This window comes from Halovenus marina, from assembly GCF_051414115.1.
Lineage (GTDB): Archaea > Halobacteriota > Halobacteria > Halobacteriales > Haloarculaceae > Halovenus > Halovenus marina.
The window spans coordinates 2,736,363-2,755,536 of sequence record NZ_JBLKNZ010000001.1; the positions used below are offsets into that span (position 1 = coordinate 2,736,363).

The 19,174-nt window shown below is 63.0% G+C and carries 21 protein-coding genes and 1 tRNA gene; 15 read left to right on the top strand and 7 right to left on the bottom strand.

What is annotated here, in order from left to right:
- The first annotated feature begins 25 nt into the window (after positions 1–25).
- Together ACMGFL_RS13945 and ACMGFL_RS13950 are read left to right on the top strand one after the other, a co-directional pair.
- Positions 26–934 (top strand): RsmB/NOP family class I SAM-dependent RNA methyltransferase, encoded by a 909-nt coding sequence (locus ACMGFL_RS13945; protein WP_436936460.1) that lies wholly within the window; start codon positions 26–28, stop codon positions 932–934.
- Positions 934–1,452, top strand: a complete 519-nt coding sequence (locus ACMGFL_RS13950) for a DUF7122 family protein (protein ID WP_436936141.1) — start codon at positions 934–936, stop codon at positions 1,450–1,452. The genes ACMGFL_RS13945 and ACMGFL_RS13950 overlap by 1 nt, the downstream gene beginning before the upstream one ends.
- Before the next feature lie 36 nt (positions 1,453–1,488).
- Here the strand turns inward: ACMGFL_RS13950 and ACMGFL_RS13955 are convergent, their stop codons facing one another.
- Positions 1,489–3,000 carry a DUF790 family protein gene (locus ACMGFL_RS13955; protein ID WP_436936142.1) on the bottom strand — a complete coding sequence of 504 codons (1,512 nt, stop codon included), beginning with the start codon at positions 2,998–3,000 and terminating at the stop codon, positions 1,489–1,491.
- A gap of 128 nt (positions 3,001–3,128) precedes the next feature.
- Between ACMGFL_RS13955 and ACMGFL_RS13960 the strand changes: the two genes are divergently transcribed.
- Entirely contained in the window at positions 3,129–3,893 is a 765-nt protein-coding gene (locus ACMGFL_RS13960) for an SDR family NAD(P)-dependent oxidoreductase (RefSeq protein ID WP_436936143.1), read from the top strand.
- Between the two features lie 27 nt (positions 3,894–3,920).
- Here the strand turns inward: ACMGFL_RS13960 and ACMGFL_RS13965 are convergent, their stop codons facing one another.
- On the bottom strand, positions 3,921–5,279 hold the full coding sequence (locus ACMGFL_RS13965; protein WP_436936144.1) for a DEAD/DEAH box helicase family protein: 1,359 nt from the start codon (positions 5,277–5,279) through the stop codon (positions 3,921–3,923).
- A gap of 183 nt (positions 5,280–5,462) precedes the next feature.
- On the opposite strand from ACMGFL_RS13965, the gene ACMGFL_RS13970 reads away from it, so the two are divergent.
- The 4 genes from ACMGFL_RS13970 to ACMGFL_RS13985 are packed head-to-tail and all read left to right on the top strand — an operon-like array spanning position 5,463 to position 8,062.
- Positions 5,463–5,813, top strand: a complete 351-nt coding sequence (locus tag ACMGFL_RS13970; RefSeq protein WP_436936145.1) for a hypothetical protein — start codon at positions 5,463–5,465, stop codon at positions 5,811–5,813.
- Positions 5,810–6,265: a type II toxin-antitoxin system VapC family toxin gene (locus ACMGFL_RS13975; protein WP_436936146.1), complete on the top strand. Its 456-nt coding sequence runs from the start codon at positions 5,810–5,812 to the stop codon at positions 6,263–6,265. The genes ACMGFL_RS13970 and ACMGFL_RS13975 overlap by 4 nt, the downstream gene beginning before the upstream one ends.
- A 55-nt stretch (positions 6,266–6,320) precedes the next feature.
- Complete coding sequence (locus tag ACMGFL_RS13980) at positions 6,321–7,268, top strand: rhomboid family intramembrane serine protease (protein WP_436936147.1); 948 nt, start codon at positions 6,321–6,323, stop codon at positions 7,266–7,268.
- The gene (locus ACMGFL_RS13985) at positions 7,268–8,062 is read left to right on the top strand and encodes an endonuclease V (protein ID WP_436936148.1); all 795 of its coding nucleotides are present in this window, start codon (positions 7,268–7,270) and stop codon (positions 8,060–8,062) included. The genes ACMGFL_RS13980 and ACMGFL_RS13985 overlap by 1 nt, the downstream gene beginning before the upstream one ends.
- A gap of 77 nt (positions 8,063–8,139) precedes the next feature.
- On the opposite strand, the gene ACMGFL_RS13990 is transcribed toward ACMGFL_RS13985, so the two are convergent.
- Entirely contained in the window at positions 8,140–8,400 is a 261-nt protein-coding gene (locus tag ACMGFL_RS13990; RefSeq protein ID WP_436936149.1) for a HalOD1 output domain-containing protein, read from the bottom strand.
- A 466-nt stretch (positions 8,401–8,866) separates the two neighbouring features.
- On the opposite strand from ACMGFL_RS13990, the gene ACMGFL_RS13995 reads away from it, so the two are divergent.
- The 4 genes from ACMGFL_RS13995 to ACMGFL_RS14010 all read left to right on the top strand — a co-directional run bounded on the left by ACMGFL_RS13995 (position 8,867) and on the right by ACMGFL_RS14010 (position 12,202).
- Positions 8,867–9,691 carry an SDR family oxidoreductase gene (locus tag ACMGFL_RS13995; protein WP_436936150.1) on the top strand — a complete coding sequence of 275 codons (825 nt, stop codon included), beginning with the start codon at positions 8,867–8,869 and terminating at the stop codon, positions 9,689–9,691.
- Positions 9,692–9,847: 156 nt separating this feature from the next.
- Complete coding sequence (locus ACMGFL_RS14000; RefSeq protein ID WP_436936151.1) at positions 9,848–11,092, top strand: NAD(P)/FAD-dependent oxidoreductase; 1,245 nt, start codon at positions 9,848–9,850, stop codon at positions 11,090–11,092.
- Between the two features lie 99 nt (positions 11,093–11,191).
- Entirely contained in the window at positions 11,192–11,602 is a 411-nt protein-coding gene (locus ACMGFL_RS14005) for a DUF7124 domain-containing protein (protein ID WP_436936152.1), read from the top strand.
- Between the two features lie 66 nt (positions 11,603–11,668).
- Positions 11,669–12,202, top strand: coding sequence for a DUF5815 family protein (locus ACMGFL_RS14010; RefSeq protein WP_436936153.1), 534 nt, complete (start codon positions 11,669–11,671; stop codon positions 12,200–12,202).
- A gap of 2 nt (positions 12,203–12,204) precedes the next feature.
- Here ACMGFL_RS14010 and ACMGFL_RS14015 read toward each other — a convergent pair whose 3' ends face one another.
- The gene (locus ACMGFL_RS14015) at positions 12,205–13,467 is read right to left on the bottom strand and encodes a PQQ-dependent sugar dehydrogenase (RefSeq protein ID WP_436936154.1); all 1,263 of its coding nucleotides are present in this window, start codon (positions 13,465–13,467) and stop codon (positions 12,205–12,207) included.
- A 73-nt stretch (positions 13,468–13,540) separates the two neighbouring features.
- Positions 13,541–13,771, bottom strand: coding sequence for an Lrp/AsnC family transcriptional regulator (locus ACMGFL_RS14020; protein WP_436936155.1), 231 nt, complete (start codon positions 13,769–13,771; stop codon positions 13,541–13,543).
- A 90-nt stretch (positions 13,772–13,861) separates the two neighbouring features.
- On the opposite strand from ACMGFL_RS14020, the gene ACMGFL_RS14025 reads away from it, so the two are divergent.
- Together ACMGFL_RS14025 and ACMGFL_RS14030 are read left to right on the top strand one after the other, a co-directional pair.
- The gene (locus ACMGFL_RS14025; RefSeq protein WP_436936156.1) at positions 13,862–14,545 is read left to right on the top strand and encodes a potassium channel family protein; all 684 of its coding nucleotides are present in this window, start codon (positions 13,862–13,864) and stop codon (positions 14,543–14,545) included.
- A 2-nt stretch (positions 14,546–14,547) separates the two neighbouring features.
- The gene (locus ACMGFL_RS14030; RefSeq protein WP_436936157.1) at positions 14,548–14,778 is read left to right on the top strand and encodes an Lrp/AsnC family transcriptional regulator; all 231 of its coding nucleotides are present in this window, start codon (positions 14,548–14,550) and stop codon (positions 14,776–14,778) included.
- A 27-nt stretch (positions 14,779–14,805) separates the two neighbouring features.
- On the opposite strand, the gene ACMGFL_RS14035 is transcribed toward ACMGFL_RS14030, so the two are convergent.
- Both ACMGFL_RS14035 and ACMGFL_RS14040 read right to left on the bottom strand, forming a co-directional pair.
- Positions 14,806–15,291, bottom strand: coding sequence for a DUF5813 family protein (locus ACMGFL_RS14035; RefSeq protein ID WP_436936158.1), 486 nt, complete (start codon positions 15,289–15,291; stop codon positions 14,806–14,808).
- Positions 15,292–15,863: 572 nt separating this feature from the next.
- Positions 15,864–15,948: transfer RNA gene (locus ACMGFL_RS14040), tRNA-Leu, on the bottom strand.
- A 173-nt stretch (positions 15,949–16,121) separates the two neighbouring features.
- On the opposite strand from ACMGFL_RS14040, the gene ACMGFL_RS14045 reads away from it, so the two are divergent.
- A complete protein-coding gene (locus ACMGFL_RS14045; RefSeq protein ID WP_436936159.1) occupies positions 16,122–18,164 on the top strand; it encodes an ABC transporter substrate-binding protein in 2,043 nt (680 codons plus the stop codon).
- 57 nt (positions 18,165–18,221) lie between these two features.
- The gene (locus tag ACMGFL_RS14050; protein ID WP_436936160.1) at positions 18,222–19,172 is read left to right on the top strand and encodes an ABC transporter permease; all 951 of its coding nucleotides are present in this window, start codon (positions 18,222–18,224) and stop codon (positions 19,170–19,172) included.
- The last annotated feature ends 2 nt before the right edge of the window (positions 19,173–19,174 follow it).

Consider the following 19,174-nt stretch of genomic DNA (forward strand, 5'->3'; position numbering starts at 1 on the left):
CACCGGCCCGACAGAGGCCAAGGCGATGAGTGTCCTCTCCCGGTACGAACCGCTGATCGAGGACGTCGCGGCCTTCCGTGCGGCCTGCGAGCGTCCGCTTCCGGCCGTCGTCCGGGTCAACACGATCAAGACCACCGTCGAGCGAGCAAAACTGGCGCTCCGGGAGGCAGACATCGACTTCGAGGTCACCGACTGGCATCCCGGCCTCTTTCGGATCGTCGAGGGAAGTGCTGGCAACAACTGGCCGTACAGCCACGGCTGGCTCCACGGGCAGGAAGAGGTGTCGGCCGTACCCGCTCGCGTCCTCGACCCAAAGCCGGGCGAGCGCGTCTGGGACGCCTGTGCCGCGCCGGGCAGCAAGACCACCCAACTCGCGGCGCTGATGGACGATTCGGGGCTGGTCGTCGCCACCGACAACAACCTCGGGCGCATCTCCGCGCTTCGCTCGAACACCGAACGCCTCGGCGTGACCAGCGCTGCCGTCACCGTCGAGGACGCGCGCAACCACTCGCTGAAGCCATTCGACTCAGAGCCGTACGACCGGGCGTTAGTCGACGTGCCCTGCTCCTGTGAGGGAACCGTCCGGAAGAACCCCGACGTGCTCGACGAGTGGAGTCTCGACCACGTGGAGGGGACCGCGGGCGTCCAGAAGGGGATCCTCACCCGCGCAATTCAGGCGACCCGGGAGGGCGGAACAGTCGTCTACTCGACATGTACGTTCGCGTCGGAAGAGAACGAGGCTGTCCTCGACCACGCGCTCTCCGCGGAACCCTGTCGGCTGGTCGAGTTCGATCTGCCACTCACGCACGCGGAGGGGGTCACAGAGTGGCAGGGGCGGACCTACGACAAATCAGTTCAGAGAGCAAAGCGCATCTATCCCCATCACAACGACACGGGTGGCTTTTTCTGTGCGAAACTGGAGGTGACTGGCTAATGTCCCCAAACAGTCAGGAAAACGTCAGCGACCGGTTCGACCGACTGCCCGAAACCGCCGACGAGCGAGTCGTCGAGGGGCGGCCGACTCGCACGGAAGTCCTCGACTGGTGGGACGAGCGGTTCGGGGTCGACCCTGAGGTGTTCGCCGAGCACACGTTCTGGGAGCGCGGCAAGGGAAAGATCTGGGTGTTTCAGGGGGATATCGACAGCCCTGCGGAGATAGAAGCGCTCGGCCTGACCGCGCTGCGAACCAGACAGGAACACTGGAAGCCAACACTCGAAGCCGTCCAACGCTTTGGTGAACACGCGAGTAAAAACCAGATTCAGCTCACACGGTCGCAGGCGCGGACGTTTTTCGCGGGCGAGGACCAGTCGCTCGACTGGGACGGCGACTGGGGATATCTGGTCGTCACCCACGAGATTGCGGGCGAGTCGGAACCGCTCGGCGTCGGCCTGTACGTCCACGGCGAACTACAGTCGATGGTGCCGAAGGGGCGGCGACGGAACCTCGACTGAGCGCATCGCGGGCAGTGCGACGGTGGGTCACCACCGTCACGACTCCAGTGACTGCTCTCGAACAGTCCCGCCACTCAACCCCTCCCACTCGACGCGATAGCCGAGCGCCGACAACGTTGCGCTCGCGTCGTCGAGGCCCACGTCGTCGAAGACGGCTTCTGCTTCGTCGAGTGTCATCCCCGTCTCGATCTGTTCGTCGAGTTCGTCGAGCACCGCCGGACGAACCAGCGTTCGCCCGACCCGTTCGTGTTCTGGGAAGGCCACCTCCGCGAGTGCCTGCTCGCTGACAGCGTGTCGCTCGGCCAACTGTGCGAGCGTCACGACGGCGTCCTCGGGTCGTAGTTCGGCCGGGAGGTCGGCTGCTGACTTGGCGACCAGGTCGTCTTCGTATCGGCTCAAGGCGTTGCGAACGTCTTTGATCCGAACCCGGCCGGAGTAGGCGATTGCGCGGTGGTCACGGGTCTCGATGTCCTCGCTGACGCCAAGGCTCTCGTCGACGGCGACAAGCAACTCCACGTCGTCGACGGCATCGAGTTGGTCGAGTTTCTTCGAGACGTACTCGGGCGTCCAGAAGCCCATAATCTCGAAAAAGACGCGGAAGTCCCCGTGTTTCCAGTCGAACGCAAAGTCGGGGATCATCACTCGTTCGCCCGCGGCAAGCGGCGCAGGCTCTCGTTCGAGGTTCCAGGCGAGGTCAAGCGACTGAAAGCGCGTCGCGAAATCGCGCTCGACCTCGCTGTCGTAGCTGTCCTCGACGAGCGGTTCGCTGTCGGGGACGCGTATCGGGTCCGCATCGGAGAGGGACATCTCGCGCTCGGTGCCCCGGTCGTCGATCGTCGCGGTCAACTGCCAGACGTCGCTTTTCGCGACCGTTCGGAGCAGACGGGCGAACTGGGTTCCGTAGCGCCGACTCGACCGGAACAGAGCGTCGGGGCCGGTGACGACGAATTCCCAGTCGTCGCCGTCGTAGATTTCGTACATGAGGCCGAGCCGTTTGATCGCAGCGACGAGCGCACGGGGATCGTCGCTACGGAGGCGAACCTCAGTGGCGTCGAACAGCGCCGTCTGCGCGAGCGAGAGATTGTACCGGTCGATCAGTTCAGCGGGACTCCAGCGAACGTCGACCGACGCGAGTCGCATCTCCGTCTCGCGGTCGGCGTACAGCGACTGCTCGATTGCCTCCGCAGTGGTTTCGAGTCGGTCGGCCACACGGGCGAGTGCCCGCTCGCGTTCGTCCGCGGTGACGACGCCCACTCGCTCCGCCTCGGTGAAGACCCGGCGGCGGGTCGTCTCCGGGTCGAGCGGCGACCGAACAGCCCACGTCGTCTCTCGTTCGAGCAGTTTCGCCAGCCCGCGAACCAATTTGAAGTCGTCGCTGTCACGTTCGATGTCCGTCAGCGAGTCCTGCAGTTCCGCCCGCGTCTCGCCGCGGTGGCCCTGATAGCAACCGATGACACGGGCGGCGAGTTCCTCGTGGCGCTCGTCGGCGAACTGGGGCTGGTAGCCGCCGCCCCGGCGCGAGACGCGCAGCAGATCCTTCGTGAGCATCAGTCGCAGTTGTCGCCAGTACGCCCTGCGCTCGCTTGTACCTGACTCCTGCTGTTGTCGTTTCTCGGGACGACCGCTCGGATCGGAACGGTCGGTATTGTTATCCGCGCTGCTTGCGACGTAGCGATATGAGCGAGCATTCCCCAGTGACCGTCGCGGACAAGTCCGCCGTCGTCATCGGCGGCACGAGCGGTATCGGCAAGGCAATCGCGCTCGGGTTCGCCGAGGAGGGCGCGGACGTCATCGCGACGAGCACAAGCGAATCGAAGGTCGCGGAGACGACCGCCGAAATCGCCGAGATAGGCGTCGAGACGGCCGAGGTTACGGCGAACGTCCGCGACCGCGAGTCGCTCGTGAACCTCCGTGACACCGCCTTCGAGACGTTCGGCCACGTCGACGTGTTGGTCAACTCGGCGGGCATCGCCGCGATGGGGTCGCTGACCGACCTCGACGAGGCAGACTGGGACCGGGACATCGACGTGTTTCTCACCGGCGTCTTCCGGGCGAGTCAACTGTTCGCCCGCGAGATGGAGTCGGGGTCGATCATCAACGTCTCCTCGATGTCGGCAGAGCAGTCACGCAAAGAGCGCATCTCCTACTGTTCGGCCAAGGCGGGGGTCAACGGCTTCACCCGCGCGGCGGCCGCGGACATGGCGCCGGACGTGCGCGTCAACGCTATCTCGCCGGGCTTTGTCAGGACGCCCGCAACCGAGGGCGCATACGAACCAGGCACGGAGAAAAGCGAGGCGATAGCGCGACGGTCACCCATCGCTCGGGCCGCCGACCCCGAGGAGATCACCGGCGCAGCCATCTATCTCGCCAGCGACGCCGCCTCCTTCACGACCGGCGAGATTCTCACCGTCGACGGGGGCTTCGACTCCTCGTCGGTCTGACCATCTCCAGTCTCCGAACGGAACGAATTACCGCCGCCGTCGAGCGACGCGCTCCTCGGCGGTCTTCTCCGTGACGAGTTCGTAGAGAATCGCTCGCTTCCCTGCGCCCGGCCGAAGGATTCGACCGAGTCGCTGGGTGAACTCGCGTTCGCTGCCTGACCCGGAGAGGACGACTGCGACGTTCGCGTCGGGTACGTCGACGCCCTCGTCGAGGACGTTCGCCGTGACGACCCGGGAGTACTCGCCCGCTCGGAAGCGGTCGAGGATTGCCCGGCGCTCGCTGGCGGCGGTTTCGTGGGTGAGCGCCGGGATCAGAAATCGCTCGGAGAGCCGATAGACCAGTTCCGTGTGCGCGGTGAAGACGATGACCCGGTCGTCGCGGTGTCTGTCGAGCAGGTCCGCGAGTCGGTCGACCTTGCGCTGTGCGTTCATCATCACCTCGCGTGCACGTTGCTTGGCCAGCAGCGCCTCTCGTGCTCGCGGGTCCGTGCCCGAGCGCTTGACCAATTTCTGATAGTCGCTGCCGCTGGTGAGGGTGATCGACGACTTGGCGAGATAGTCCGTGAACTGCTCCTGATGACGGTCGTACTCCTCCCGTTCGTCGGGAGTCAGTTCCACCTCGATACGCTTGATGTCGTAGGGCGCGAGATGCTCGCCAGCGAGTTCCTCGGCATCGATGCGGTAGACGACCGGACCTAGTAGCTCCTCGACCGCGCGGTGAGCGTCGTCGGAGCGCTCGAAGGTCGCGGTCAGCCCGAGGCGTGCGGATGCGGCGGAGAGACGTGCGATGTCGCGATACCCCTCACCGCCGAGATGATGTACCTCGTCGAAGACCAGCAGCTCGAACCGGTTTCCGAGTTCGTCGGCCCGGAGATACGCCGAGTCGTAGGTCGCGACCGTCACGTCCTCGACGCGCTGCTCGCCGCCGCCGAGTCGGCCGATCGGCACCGAAAACTCCCTGTCGAGTTCCTTCTCCCACTGTTCGAGCAGGTCGATTGTCGGCACGACGACGAGCGTCGGCACGTCCAGTCGTTCCATCGCGGCGATGCCGATGACGGTCTTGCCGCTCCCGGTCGGTAGTTCGAGCACGCCCCGGCGTCCGTTCCCCTCCCACGCACCGAGCGCGTCCCGCTGGTACTCGCGGAGTTGATAGTCCGAGGAGAGGTTGAGAGAGGCTGACTCGAAGACAGCGTCGTCCACGTCGATGTCGAGTTCGGCCAATCGGTCCCGGAGCGCAGCGTACTGGACGGCCGGAACCCGACCCGTCTCCGAGCGCGGGTCGAACTCGATGTCGGAAAACGCGCCGTCGGGCGCGGCATCGGTAAGTCGCTCGACTCCCTCGACGCGGATGGTTCCGCCCTCGTAGACCAGACGAACGTCTGCCACACTTCGGTTTGGCACTCCCGATACAAGAACTGTTTCCCGATGGCAGCGTCCAGTGTGTCTACGCGGTCACGCCTCCCGAGGTCAGGTATCTGCGACGTGTCGTACGCCACGTGCGCCGCATATTGTGTACACCACAAGGCGTTCACCAACAGGGATATATCGGAAGAGCACGGACACGTGTATATGTCCCGCGAACGCGAAGACACCGGCCGATACACCGAGACAGTCACACCCGATGACGTACTCGGTGTGTTCGAAACTGTGGACGGCCCGGTAGTCACCTCTGGAGATGTCGCTGAAGCGCTCGACTGCTCCCGGGAGACTGCCCGCCGGAAACTTCGCAAACTCGAAGAACGGGGGCGAGTCGCCAGTCGAACGACTGCAGGACGTGTCGTGTGGTGGGTCGCTGACGGACAGCCTGCACGAGAGATCGACCCAGACGACCCGTTCTGGGAGTTCGAACCGGGCGCGTCGGGTGAGTCAGAAGTCTCTGAAAACGTCGGCGAAATCCTGTATGGCACGGAATCGGCATGAGCGCTGTGGGCCCAACACCCATCTTTATTGACACTGGGGCGTTCTACGCATGGGCCGATACAGACGACAAGCACCACGAGGATGCGGTTTGTCTTCTCAGAGAGATCCGATCGGGTGACGTCCCCTATCGGCCAATCTACACGTCTCAGGCAGTTCTCTCGGAGTTTGCGACGCTGGCTCTCTACAAACTCGGTCACGACACTGCCGCCAGAGCGCTGCGAACCATCCGGGAGTCAGAAAGCATCAATACCGCCCCCGTCGAGAGATCCACGTTTCGGGCCGCAGCGGAGCAGTTCGAGTCCTACGATGACCAGCAGATTTCGTTCGTGGATCACACAAGCAGTGTCCTTGCCGACGAGCGTGACATTTCCCATATCTTCGCATTCGACAGCGACTTCCGGACGCTGGGTTTTGCTCTCGTTCCAGCGGACGGAGATCTGACTCGCGAGTGAGTGCCCGTCATCCGCAAGCACAATCTCTTTGCGGGGGCCGTTCCAATACCGGCTAATGGCAGAGTGTGACGTCTGTGGCGAGGAGGTGAACATGCCCTATCACTGCAAGCACTGTGGTGGGACATACTGCAGCAGTCACCGATTGCCCGAATCTCACGACTGTCCCGGCCTCGACAACTGGGAGGGGACCAGCGCAGTCTTCGACAGCGGGTTCGACGACAGCGTCGTCGACGACGCCTCGGGGTCGGGCCTGCTCGACCGACTCGGCGTCGACACCGGTCCCGGCGGCCCGCTCGCGTACTTCCGGGGGAACATGACCTACATCTTCCTCATGCTGATGTGGGTCACCTTCCTCCTGCAGTTTGTCGTCGGCTACGCGATCACCGGCACGTTTGACTCGCGGATTTTCAGCGCCGACCCGGCGTGGGAGGCGATTTTCGTCTTCTCGGCTGACAACCCGCTGTTCGTCTGGACGTGGGTCACGTCGATTTTCGCACACGGGAGCTTCCTGCATATCGTGTTCAACAGCATCGTCGTCTACTTCTTCGGCCGTCTGGTCGAACAGTACATCGGCTGGAAGAAGTTCGCCGTCCTCTTTCTCGCAAGTGGCGTCCTTGCCGGGGTCGGACAGGTCGGCTTCCAGCTGGTCGAGGGCGTCGGCGGTGGCGTCGTCGGAGCCAGCGGCGCTGCGCTCGCGCTGATGGGCGTACTGACGGTACTCAACCCCAACCTCACCGTCTATCTGTACTTCATCCTCCCGATGCCGATCTGGGTCATCACCGGCGGCACCGCCATCATCAGCCTCTTTCTCATCGTGCAGGGAACGCCCGGCGCGGGCGGTATCGCCCACGTCGCCCACCTGGTCGGCCTGCTCATCGGCTTCGCGTACGGCTACTACGTCCGCGACCAGATCCGGATTCCGAAGCAGGTCCGGTTCGGCGGTGGCCCCGGCGGTCCGGGCGGGCCGAGCGGCCCCGGTGGCCCCGGTCGAGGCCCGTTCTGATGGAGGTCGTTCGCCCCAACTTCGTCCCCGACCCGTCGCTGTCTCGCGGGGAGATGGAGTCGCTCCAGCGCGATATTGCGGCGGCCGCGCAGTTCGATACCACAGACGCCGCGCTCTCGGCGGTGGGGACGCCCGAAAACGGGACCGACCCATCGGATCCTCACGAGTGGACGGACACGCGCACAGACGAGACTGACCTGCTCGTCGCCGGTGTCGACCAGGCCTTCGACGGCGAGGACGCGACCAGCGCGGTCGTGCTCGTCCGGAACGGCGAGACAGTCGAGCGCGTCCACGCGACCGAGCGAACGGAGATTCCCTACATTCCCGGACTCCTGAGTTTCCGCGAAGGCCCCTCGATTCTCGCCGCGCTCGGCAAACTCGACCGCGACCCGGACGTGTTGCTCGTCGACGGCAGTGGCCGCATCCACTACCGCGAGGCGGGACTCGCGACGCACATCGGGGTTATGCTCGATGTGCCTGCCGTCGGCGTCGCGAAGAACCTCCTCTGTGGTCAGCCACGAGAGTCGCTCGACGACCCGCTTCCCGAGGGTGAGCGCGTCCCCATCGAGGCCGACGAGGACGTGACTGCCCCCGATGGGACAGTCATCGGCTACGCCGTCCAGACTCGCCAGTTCTCCTCCGGGAACCGGTACATCAATCCGGTGTACGTCAGCCCCGGCCATCGCGTCGACGCCGAAACCGCTGCCGCGCTGGCCGAGGTGACCGTCGACGAGTACAAACTCCCCGAACCGATCCGTCGTGCCGACGCGTACGCGGCCGAGTTGACTGGATGAGTGTGTCACTTGGTGAGTAGAGAGAGACAGCAAGGTAACAGACGGCCAGAGTGGTAACCAGAGTCGGAACCGACGGTTCAGTCGTCGCTCACGGCGACTTCGGCAGTCGTACGGTCGACGGGTTCCGCGACGGTAATCGTCTCGTCGCTGTCGACTGTCACCTCACAGCCTGCGTAGGTGAACGAAACGCTCCCGTCTGTCATGCCTGCGACGAACGCATCCAGCGCGTCCGGATCGATGGCGTCGTACAACGGGGGCAGATCCGACACCTCAGTTGTCGTCGTATCCGCGACGCTGTGGACGACTTGCACGGAGGTCGCCTCTGTTTGCTGTGCCATGTGTACACAACATCCGTATCCCATATAAATACTAGTCAGACATATATAAAATAATCTAGAAGAAGGGCGCGTGTGCAAACAGCCAAAGCCGGTCGGCAGTCGCCTCGCTCGCTGTACTCCTCGATGAGATTGTCTGGGGTCAATCAGGGCCGGTAGGATGCTCGGAGCACTGTCCGTGGTCAGGATTACCGCGAACGGCACATCGCGGACACTCGGTGTTGACTGACCGGTCATAGAGTCGGCCGCACGTCTCACACTCGCTGAGTCTCCCGTGGTGTTCACCGCGCATATGCGTCGTAGCAGGGGGGTACAGTTTGTATTACGTCGCCTGAACCGAGTTCAGTCAGGTCCTTCCATTCCTGTCGGTCCGCGCACTGTACGTCGATACCAGCACAACGCGGTGCTGCAGCACACAGATTGGTCTGGATCGCAGACAGTTAACTGCCCGGCCCGCGTGGACACAGATATGACCGAGAAGACGGCACTGATCACGGGCTGTTCGTCCGGCATCGGCCGGGCGAGCGCAGAGCGATTTCTCGACAACGACTGGACGGTGTACGCGACCAGCCGCGACGAAAGGAACATCGCGGATCTGGCCGACGCAGGCTGTGAGACGGCCACGCTCGACGTGACCGAAGACGAGGACGTCGAGCGCGTCGTCGACGAGATCGGCGCCGAGGAGGGCGGCGTGGACTGTCTGGTCAACAACGCCGGATTCGGACAGTACGGCCCGCTCGAAGACGTGCCCGTCGAACGACTGCACGAACAGTTCGACGTGAACGTCTACGGCCCACATCGCCTGACTCGCGCCGTGTTGCCGAACATGCGCCGCCGGGAGGACGGGAGGATCATCAACGTCTCCAGCATCAACGGACGCATCTCGGCACCCGGCGCAGGCCCCTACGCCGGGTCGAAGTTCGCGCTGGAGGCGATGACCGACGCGCTCCGGGCCGAACTCGACGGCCTCGGCATCGACGTGGTGACCGTCGTTCCCGGCCCGACGAAGACGAACTTCAACGACCGCGCAGAGACAGAAGCCGAGGCACTGGCCGCGACGCGAGAGTACGAGTGGGTCTACGACGCCATCGAGGACGCCACGCTGACGACAGAGAACCTGCCGATTGCCGACGACCCCGACGCCGTCGCGACGACCATCTTCGACGCGGCGACGGTCTCTGACCCGGACCCGCGGTACGTCGTCAACTCGTTCACGAAGTACGCACTGTATACGCGATTCCTGCCCGACAGCGTCCGACAGACCGGCTTCCGAATGATTCGCAAACTGTTTTGATAGCGGCATGAATTTCTGGATGTCATCGCAGTCACCTCGCAAGAAAGAGACAATCAAGTCGCGCGAATCACGCAACGACCACGGAAGCTGTCAAATATTGCCACAGCAGACTGCGATGGCAATCCACATTAGGGATGACCCGCAACGACCACGTATATGACCACATCGCATGTGATCGTCGGCGACGGGATCGCGGGGAGTTCCGCGGCCGAGACCTTACGAGAACGCGATCCGGATGCAGATATTACCGTCATCACCGACGAGGGGGAAGCGCTGTACAACCGCATTCTCATAAAAGAGTTCGCGAAGGGCAAGCTCCCGGAAGCGCCCATCTCGATCCACGAACCCGAGTGGTACGACGAACGCGATATCGATCTGGAGTTGAACACGCACGTGACCCGCGTCGACAGCGACGGACACGAGATTCACACGCATACGGGCGATGTCTACGAGTACGACAAGCTGCTCGTCGCAACGGGCGGCACGCCGACTCAGCTTCCCGTGGAGAATAGCGACGCCGATGGCATTCATCACTTCTGGACGTTTCAGGACGCCCGCGCGATCAAGGAGCACGCAGCGGAAGCCGAACGAGGGATCATCGTCGGCGCCGGTCTGCTCGGTATCGATCTGGCGGCAGTCTGTGGCGCACAGGGCATCGACGCGAACTATCTGATGCGTGGGAATCGCTGGTGGCGGTACGCGCTCTCGGAAGACGGCGCAGGGATCATCCACGACGCGCTCGAAGAGAACGGCGTCACGCCCGTCTTCGATTCCGGCGTCGACCGCTTCGAGGTCGACGACTCGGGCGCAGTCGAGGCCGCGGTCGATCCCAACGGCGAGCGCTACGATGGGGAGTTCTGTGGCGTCGCAATCGGACTCACCTTCAACACGGAGTGGCTGCACGGCTCCGGCGTCGAGCGTGACGGCGGCGTCGTCGTCGACGAGTACATGCAGACCAACGTCGAGGACATCTACGCGGCGGGCGACATCACCAAGTTTCAGGACGTGCTCATCGGCGCGCAAGCTCAGAACGGCGCGTGGGGGTCGGCCAAGGAACAGGGCGCAGTCGCCGCCGAGAACATGGTCGCGGACGACGAGGCCGAGCGCTTCGAGTGGGTCTCCTCCTATTCGATCACGCACTTCGAGTTCCCCTTCCTCTCGTTCGGACACCCGACCCGCGGCGACGACGAGGCCGAACGCAAGTACTCAGACACCGAGTGGCGACGGCTCGCCTTCGAGGACGGACAACTCGTCGGCGGTGTGTTGATCGGTGATCTGTCCCAGCAGTCGAAGTTCAAACAGCTGATCCGCGAGCAACGACAGGTCGCAGACCAGAAGGAAGTGCTGCTGGAAGAAGAGGTCGACCTGGATATGCTCGAAGACCCGCCGGAAGCGAACTGATACTGTCGACAGCGCACACTGCCGGTGACCATCTGTTCGCGACCCACGATCACCGGCCGATTCGCAGGCCTTTTCTCCGCGCTCGCCCTCTCCGTGGACATGGATGGCGGCAGCGGCGAGATGACACTCGCGTTCGAACTGGAGGCGCTCAAACAGTTGCGGGCACCCGATACCGTGTTTGGCGACGCCCGCCAGTGGTCCGAGTACGTGGGCGTCATCTCAGAGAAACCGACCTATGTGGTGACGAACTTCACGCGAAAACACCGGATCAGACAGGACTTTTTCTCCGGCCCCCGCTCGCGCACCGAAAGTCTCGAAAACATCAAGACGCAGTTCCAGAGCGACCGACACGTCTTCGTCGGCACGACCGAAGAGGACGAACGGCTAGCCGAACAGACTGGCTGGGAGTACGTCGACCTCGAAACAGCGGCCGACGCCGCTGGCTGGGAACTCGCGCCTGACGAACCCGCCGAACCGGTCGAGGAAGACACCCGCGACGACTGGCCCTGAATCGTCGAGTCGTCTGACACGAGATTCTTCGCGGCGTTTATGTCCGCCGCGAGTCAATCCTCGCTGATGGCAGAGCCACGTGTCCCGGGAACGGCCGATTCGACGCTCGAACTCGCCTGTGGGGAGAGCGTTCACACCCACGACCTGGACCTAGGGATGCGCGAGTACGACTGTTCCTGCGGCGACTCCCACGCCGTCGTGATGGACGTCCACCCGCTCGGCCGGTTCGTCCCGGAATTTCTCGGCGACACGCTCCGTGAGACCATCGCCACCGACGACGACTACGACGAGTTCGGCATACCCCACGTGCTCGCGATGGTCCGCGAGGAACATCCCGAGGACGTGACCAGCGCCGACTGCTCGGGCGACGGCGAGGTCGGCTTCGGTCTCGTGTGGGCCAGTTCATTCGACGCCCGACGACTCCACGAGCGGATCATCGAACTAGTCGTCGAGTTGATGGAACACGCGATCGAACACGCCGACGACGGCCCGACGGTCGAGGAGTTCCAGCGACAACTCGACGAGTTCGAGGTCGAGGAGTTCGTCGAACAGTACCGACAGGAGCGTGACTTAGAGAGCGAACACGACCCGGTGTTGTGAGTTCACTCGGAGGGGACGAGTCGATGGACGCCGCTCGGTGACAGCGCGTAGAGTTCGCCGTCGCGGTCCCGCTCCATCATCAGGAGGGTGTTTAGTTTGTCCCTGCTCGACTCGGCAAGTTCGAGGGCGTCGACCGGCCAGCGCCCGTCGTCAGTCGGTGTGGCGACGAACAGCCGCCCGTTCGCGCTCAGGTCGCCGAAGACGTAGCGACCCGAGAGCACAGGAATTTCACTGCCCCGGTAGACGTATCCGCCGACCACGGCGTCGCCGGTTATCTCCTCGCCGTCGTGTGGGTACTCGACGACGGGGTCCCGGAGCGGTTCGCCGTCGGGTGTCGTTTCGGGGCACTCCTCGGCATCATAGCAGTGGGAACCTTCCCGCACGTTCCACCCGTAGTTACCGCCCCGTTCGATACGGTTTACCTCCTCGAACTGGCTCTGCCCTACGTCGGCGACGTACAGGTCCGTCCCGTCGAAGGAGATGCCCCAGGGGTTGCGCAACCCCCAGGCGTAGTGTTCGTCGAGTCCCTCCCGTCCGACGAGTGGATTGTCATCGGGGGTACCGTACGGCCGCCCGCTGGGCTGGTCGTCCACGTCGATGCGGAGCAGACTCCCCAGCAGGTTCTCGGTCACGTCCTGCCCGTTGCCGCCCTCGTTTGCGTCGTACCAGTCTTCGACGTGTCCCTCCCCTCTGTCGCCGCCAGCGCCGCCGTCGCCGACACCGACGTAGAGATAGCCGTCCGGCCCGAACGCGATTGGCCCCGAGTTGTGATTGCTCTGTGGTTCGGGAATTTCGAGCAGCGTCTGCTCGGAGTCGCGGTCGATGCGCCCGTCGGACTCGACTCGAAACTCTGCGAGAACGAATGTGTGGCTGTACGAGTCGGGGGTGTTCGAGCGTGGCGACGCGCTGTAGCGGACGTAGAGACGGCCGTTCGAGTCGAATTCGGGGTGGAGTGCCAGTCCCAGCAGGCCACGTTCACCTCCCGTGACGATCACATCCGAGAGGTCGAGTGCCGGTTCGATCGAATTCCCGTCGAGCAAGTAGATCTGGCCGGGGCGGTCAGCGACGTAGTACTGTCCATCGGGCGTTTCGGCGAACGCGAGCGGGGAGACAGGCCGATCCGTGACCGTCTCCAGTCGAACCGGAAGTCCCTCCGTTAGCGTGTCCGACGGCGTTTGCGAGTCGACGTCCGTCCGCCCGATACAGCCAGCGAGTCCACACAGTACCGAAAGGCCCAGTCCGAGCGACGCCCGGCGTGTCGGCATAGTCACAGTTGCCGCGGGAAAAACAAGAAGTCACCGGCTATCGTGGTCAATCGAGGCAGATGACACTCTGTGATCAATCGAGACAGATGTACGTTCGTGTATCCGTGACGCCATCGAGGCTCCGGAGTTCCGTCGCAACTGCCTGTATCACCGAGTTGACGCCCTCACCTTCCACCTCGACGATGATATCGTACTGGCCAGCGACGACGTGTGCCTCGACGACATCCTCGACCTTCCGGATCCGCTGTTGCAACTCTGCCGACGAACCCGCTTCCGTTTTCACCATGATGAACGCTCGTACCATATCGATCGGTACGCCGGGCGGCGAGAAAAGGATTCCCCAGCGACCAGTTCGGTGGATAGCTTTATGCGCCTCCCTGTGATACGGTAGCATATGAGATTCGTCATCGTCGGCGCAGGGCGTGTCGGACTGCGAACTGCACGCTCGCTGGTCGAGAGCGGACACGATGTCGTCCTCATCGAATCCGAGCCGGAGATCGCCAATCGAGCGCGTGACGAGGGGTTCGAGGTCGTCGAGGGCGACGGAACGACAGAGGAGACACTCGAAGCCGCTGGAATCGAGCGCGCAGACGCCTTCGGGGCACTCACCGGTGACCTCAACGACAACTACATCGCCTGTCTGATCGCCGGACAGTACGACTGCCGCACGGTCATGCGGATCGACGAGGACTACCGCGAAGGGATCTACCGCAAGTACGCAGACGAGGTCGACGAAATCGTCTTTCCCGAGCGACTCGGCGCGATTGCCGCGAAAAACGCGCTCGTCGGTGGCTCGATTCGAGCGATCGCCGACCTCGAACACGACCTGCAACTCGTCGAATTTACCATCACGGAGTCGGCACCGATGTGTGGCTACAGCCTGAGCGAACTCGAACTGCCCGCGAACGCGCGCCTGCTGGCGCTGGGCAAGGACGGCGGCACGCTCCGTATTCCCGACGCCGACGAGACTCTCGATGCGAACGACCGACTGGTGATTCTCGTCGCCTTCGAGAAACTCGACGACGTCCGGAATCTGATCGTCGGTGAAACCGGCGCGAAAGCACTGGGAGGGGCGTAAGAATGGTCCGAGCCTACATCATGGTCAAGGCCCACACGGGCGAGGCCGACCGGTTGCGCGAGACCATCGAATCGTTCGACGGCGTCGAGCGAGCACACATCGTCGCTGGCGACGTCGACCTCATCGCCGTCGTCGATGTCGACTCACCCACAGCAGTCAAAGACATCGCCGCCACCCAGATCCAGGCTGTCGACGGTGTCAGCGAAACCCAGACCTACATCGCCATGGGCTGACCCGTCTGTCACTCGCAGCCGTCAGACTCAAAGCGGCGTCCCCTCCCCGGACTGGCTGGCCGATTCCAGCAGGTCAGCGACGGGCGGTTCGTACTCGTAGCCGGGGATGACACCCTCGACGTAGGTTCCCTCGACGTACTCCGCGAGCGTCTTGACAATATCGGCCGCCTGTGTTGGATTGGGCCACGTGAACCGATACTCGATGTCGACAGTCTCGCCCGCTTTTGTGACGGTAAAGTCGGCGAGTTCGACCGCTGCACGCGTCGCCTTCGGGGCATCTTCGAGTCGACGCTGCAGCGTCTCGAACCAGTCGCGCTCGACTGTCGGTCCGACGTCGTCTGCTGTCGTCCCGTCGAGCGTGGGGACTCGAACGGTCAGCGCGTACTCGGTGCTGGTTTCGCGTTCGTGAACCGTGACAGCGTTCTCGAAGGGAATCGTCTGCAACGCGAACTCGTCGCCGCGCCGCTCGAAGTCGTCGTGGCGCTCGAACGCCTCGACTGAACTATCGGTCATTACTCCCTCTCAGGGCCTGAAACACAAAAGCACGCCGAGACGACGACAGCCGATGCGCGACGACGCTCTACGTTCGAGGTTCACGGCTCGCTTCGCTCGCCGTTTATTGTTCGAGACGTTCACTTCGTTCACGTCTCGCTGCTCGCGGGTCGCTACGCTCCCCGCTCGCTTTTCGAGAGACTCACATTCGTTCGTCTCTCGCTATTGCTCGCGGCTACGCCGCTCGCCTCTGAGGCGCTCGCGATGCTCACGCCTCGCTATGCGAGGGCTGGGATTCGAACTCGCCGAGACGATCATCCTCGCTTCGCTCGGATGCGGCGACTCGTCTGCTCGAACCCAGGAACGCATTTGTCGCTCACGAGATGTTCGCGACAAAATGCGAGGGCTGGGATTCGAACCACGCGAAGACATTCCGGGTCGCTCACACCGTTCGCTTCCCGGGCTGTGACTTCTCTACTTCGAGTCCCATTCTCGATTTTCACGACTCTCACGTTCGCTCGAGTCGGTTGTTCACGGTTCGCTTCGCTCACCGTTCACTATTCGAGAGACTCACGTTCGTTCGTCTCTCGCTATGCGAGGGCTGGGATTCGAACCCAGGGACCCCTTCGGGAGCGGGTCTTAAGCCCGCCGCCTTTGGCCTAGCTCAGCCACCCTCGCGCGTGTCCGTCTCTGTTGGGGAGCCGAAAAGTGGTTACGGATCCGCCCCTGTGCGATGAATCTGTCCGCTCTGAACAAAGAAGACCACTAGTGGCGTTAAACACGCATAAACCTTTCTCTCATTTTCAATAGTTGCCGCTGGTTTTTAATATGTGCATGTTAAATCGGGTATTATGCCGGATTCGACAGATCAATCCCCCCTGAACAGTACCCGACGCAAACTGCTCTCCGTACTCGGCACTGGATCGGTTATCGCACTGGCCGGCTGTAGCGGCGACGATGACGGCGACAGTGACGGAGACGGCACCGGCGATGGTGACGGCGATAGCACTGGTGATGGTGACGGCGATAGCACTGGCGATGGTGACGGTGACGGCACCGGCGACGGTGATGGCGATGGAACCGGCGACGGTGACGGCGACGGCACCGGTAGCGAAGGTGGAACGCTCAACTACGGCCTGACGGGGCCGACCGATACGGTTGACCCGGTAATCAGTTCGAGTGCCGAAGAGAGCATCATCTTCAACAACATCTTCGAGACGCTGGTCGCGACCGGAAACGACGGCCAACTGTACAACTGGCTCGCGAGCAGCTACGAGATTACGGACGTGCAGGGGATCGGCCCCGCCGACTACGAACCGTACATGCGAGAGGTGCCACTCGACGATGACGGGTTCGCCGCCCCCGAGGACGGCGCGCAGGTGCTCGTCGAACACCCCGACAATGAGGGCGACACCGGACTCGCGCTGACTGTCGAGGAGGCCCAGGCCGCAGTCGAGGACGGCACCTACGGTGTCGAACTGACCGCCGAACTCCACGAGGGCGTCGAGTTCCACAACGGCGAGGAACTGACCGCCCAGCACGTCGTCGATTCGTACGAACGACACGAGAACACATCGTTCGGGACGCAGGTCTTCGACGACGTCCTCTACTCAGTAGCTGACGGTGACTACTCGCTTCGGATCTACGGACAGGTGCCCGACGTCGAAGCCAGCCGTCGGCTCCCGGTACCGTACATCTTCTCGAACGAACAGATGGACCTCGAACCGGGAGCGATGGACCCCCGGTCGGAAGCCGCACCGATCGGCACCGGACCGTACCAGTTCTCGGAGATGGAGGGCGGCCAGTACTGGATCCTCGAACGACACGACAACTACTGGATGCAGAATGTCGGCGTCGACAACAAAGGGTGGTCAGACGGCGCGGGTGACGTTCCGGATCGTCCGCCGATTCAAACGCTCGACCTATCCATCATCACGGAGACGTCAACCCGAGCGGGCGCGCTCGAAAGCGGCGAAATCGACGGCACGTTCAATCTGACCCCCGACCAGCGTGGGAACTTCGCCAACGCGGACGGCTACACCGTCGACGGGACGCCCGCTGGCTCGTTCGTCTACTTCCAGTTACCAGCCCGTGAGGAAGCCGAGGGGCCGTGGCACCACCAGGAGGTTCGGAAAGCGTTCAACCACTCGATTCCGCGTGGACTTATCGTCGACGAGATCCGAAACGGCCTCTCCGAGCCGGGTGTGGTGCCGGTGCCACGCGTGGCCGGGAGTTCCTGTACGTTCGGCTACGACGAGGCCGTCGACGAGTTCGAGGACATGGTCGCGTACGACCTCGACCGGGCGGGCGAACTCATCGAGGAGGCTGGCGTCGAGACGCCGATCGAGACGACCATCGTCACGAACGGGAACGACGATCCGCGCGTCTCACTCGCGAACCTCACCATCCAGGCGATGAACCAGCGGGACTTCTGGGACATCTCGCTCGAGACCGAACCGACGCTGGATGCGCTGTCCGACCGGATCGAGGCCGACGGGTTCTGGCAGACGAACGAGACGGTCCTCATCGGCATCGGCGGGGGCGTCGTCCCGGAACTGTACATGCAGGTCATCCACAACCCTGCCTTCTTCCAGACCTGCTGTCAGTACCAGAACCTAGACTTCCCGGATCTGGCCGAGGCGCTCAACGAGGCCAGCACCAGCCTCGACGCCGTCGAAGACCCCGACTACAGACGACAGGTCTGGATGGACGACATCCACCCATCGGTGCTGGAACTCTCGGCGAACTGCCTCATCGACTTCGAGGAAGAGACAGGTATCGTCAACTCCAACGTCGTCTCTGGCTTCCGGAAGTACTTCAGCCAGTCGGGGACGCTAAGCTACATGACCTACGCGCCCTACGACGGCGTTGCAGCGAGTGTCAATCAGTCGTAACCATCGGTCACGGCCAATCACTGACTCACGCCAACCAATCTCAAAACATTATCTCAAATGAGTCTCAGACGCTTCATATTCAAGCGCATTCTGACGTTCTTCCCCATCATGATCGGGGTGTCAGTGATAACGTTCGCGCTGATCAATCTGACCCCCGGTGACCCGCTCTCGGTGGTTGTGGACGGAAACCCGAACATCACGCCAGCACAGGAAGCCGCACTGCGTCGCCAGTACGGGCTCGACAAACCGGCCTGGCGACGGTATTTCATCTGGATGAGCAACGTCCTGCAGGGGGATCTCGGAACAGTCTACGCGAGCGGACGTAACGTGTTGCCGCTGATCGTCCGACGGCTCCCAGAAACGATCGCGCTCGGCCTGTTCGGCTGGGTGATGGCGCTTCTCATCGCAATCCCGACAGGGATCTACGCTGCGGTCAAGAAGGATCAACTGGGTGACGACGTGAGCCGCGTCATCGCCCTCTCGGGCATCTCGATCCCGAACTTCTGGCTCGGGCTGATGCTCATCTCGATTTTCGCCGTCACGCTCAACTGGTGGCCGGTTATCCCGCCGCGTGAACCGCTGTGGCACCCTGACATGCTGTACTATCTCATCCTGCCGGGACTCACAATCGGAACTGCGGCGTCGGCGAACCTGATGCGGATCATGCGCTCGTCGATGGCCGAGGAGATGAACAAGGAGTACGTGACCGCCGCCCGTGCCAAGGGGCTTCCCGAACGGACAGTCATCCTGAAACACGTCCTGCGGAACTCGCTCATCTCGGTTGCGACCATCGCCGCGTTCCTGACCGCGAGCATCCTCTCGGGGTCGGTCGTCGTCGAGGTCGTCTTTAGCTGGCCCGGCATCGGCAACGAGTTCTTCCAGGCAATCCTGACCGACGAGATAAACGTCGTGATGGCGATCACGCTGTTTCTCGGCGCCGTGATCATCATCATGAACCTCGTCGCCGATATCGTCTACGCGCTGCTTGACCCACGAATACGATACTAACT

Coding starts and splice junctions, on each gene's coding strand:
- ACMGFL_RS14005 (WP_436936152.1), top strand. CDS start 11,192: ATGGATGGCGGCAGCGGCGAGATGACACTCGCGTTCGAACTGGAGGCG.
- ACMGFL_RS13990 (WP_436936149.1), bottom strand. CDS start 8,400: ATGGCACAGCAAACAGAGGCGACCTCCGTGCAAGTCGTCCACAGCGTC.
- ACMGFL_RS14015 (WP_436936154.1), bottom strand. CDS start 13,467: ATGCCGACACGCCGGGCGTCGCTCGGACTGGGCCTTTCGGTACTGTGT.
- ACMGFL_RS13975 (WP_436936146.1), top strand. CDS start 5,810: ATGAGCGCTGTGGGCCCAACACCCATCTTTATTGACACTGGGGCGTTC.
- ACMGFL_RS14020 (WP_436936155.1), bottom strand. CDS start 13,771: ATGGTACGAGCGTTCATCATGGTGAAAACGGAAGCGGGTTCGTCGGCA.
- ACMGFL_RS14000 (WP_436936151.1), top strand. CDS start 9,848: ATGACCACATCGCATGTGATCGTCGGCGACGGGATCGCGGGGAGTTCC.
- ACMGFL_RS13985 (WP_436936148.1), top strand. CDS start 7,268: ATGGAGGTCGTTCGCCCCAACTTCGTCCCCGACCCGTCGCTGTCTCGC.
- ACMGFL_RS13945 (WP_436936460.1), top strand. CDS start 26: ATGAGTGTCCTCTCCCGGTACGAACCGCTGATCGAGGACGTCGCGGCC.
- ACMGFL_RS13960 (WP_436936143.1), top strand. CDS start 3,129: ATGAGCGAGCATTCCCCAGTGACCGTCGCGGACAAGTCCGCCGTCGTC.
- ACMGFL_RS14025 (WP_436936156.1), top strand. CDS start 13,862: ATGAGATTCGTCATCGTCGGCGCAGGGCGTGTCGGACTGCGAACTGCA.
- ACMGFL_RS13980 (WP_436936147.1), top strand. CDS start 6,321: ATGGCAGAGTGTGACGTCTGTGGCGAGGAGGTGAACATGCCCTATCAC.
- ACMGFL_RS14030 (WP_436936157.1), top strand. CDS start 14,548: ATGGTCCGAGCCTACATCATGGTCAAGGCCCACACGGGCGAGGCCGAC.
- ACMGFL_RS13955 (WP_436936142.1), bottom strand. CDS start 3,000: ATGCTCACGAAGGATCTGCTGCGCGTCTCGCGCCGGGGCGGCGGCTAC.
- ACMGFL_RS14035 (WP_436936158.1), bottom strand. CDS start 15,291: ATGACCGATAGTTCAGTCGAGGCGTTCGAGCGCCACGACGACTTCGAG.
- ACMGFL_RS14050 (WP_436936160.1), top strand. CDS start 18,222: ATGAGTCTCAGACGCTTCATATTCAAGCGCATTCTGACGTTCTTCCCC.
- ACMGFL_RS14045 (WP_436936159.1), top strand. CDS start 16,122: ATGCCGGATTCGACAGATCAATCCCCCCTGAACAGTACCCGACGCAAA.
- ACMGFL_RS13970 (WP_436936145.1), top strand. CDS start 5,463: ATGTCCCGCGAACGCGAAGACACCGGCCGATACACCGAGACAGTCACA.
- ACMGFL_RS14010 (WP_436936153.1), top strand. CDS start 11,669: ATGGCAGAGCCACGTGTCCCGGGAACGGCCGATTCGACGCTCGAACTC.
- ACMGFL_RS13950 (WP_436936141.1), top strand. CDS start 934: ATGTCCCCAAACAGTCAGGAAAACGTCAGCGACCGGTTCGACCGACTG.
- ACMGFL_RS13995 (WP_436936150.1), top strand. CDS start 8,867: ATGACCGAGAAGACGGCACTGATCACGGGCTGTTCGTCCGGCATCGGC.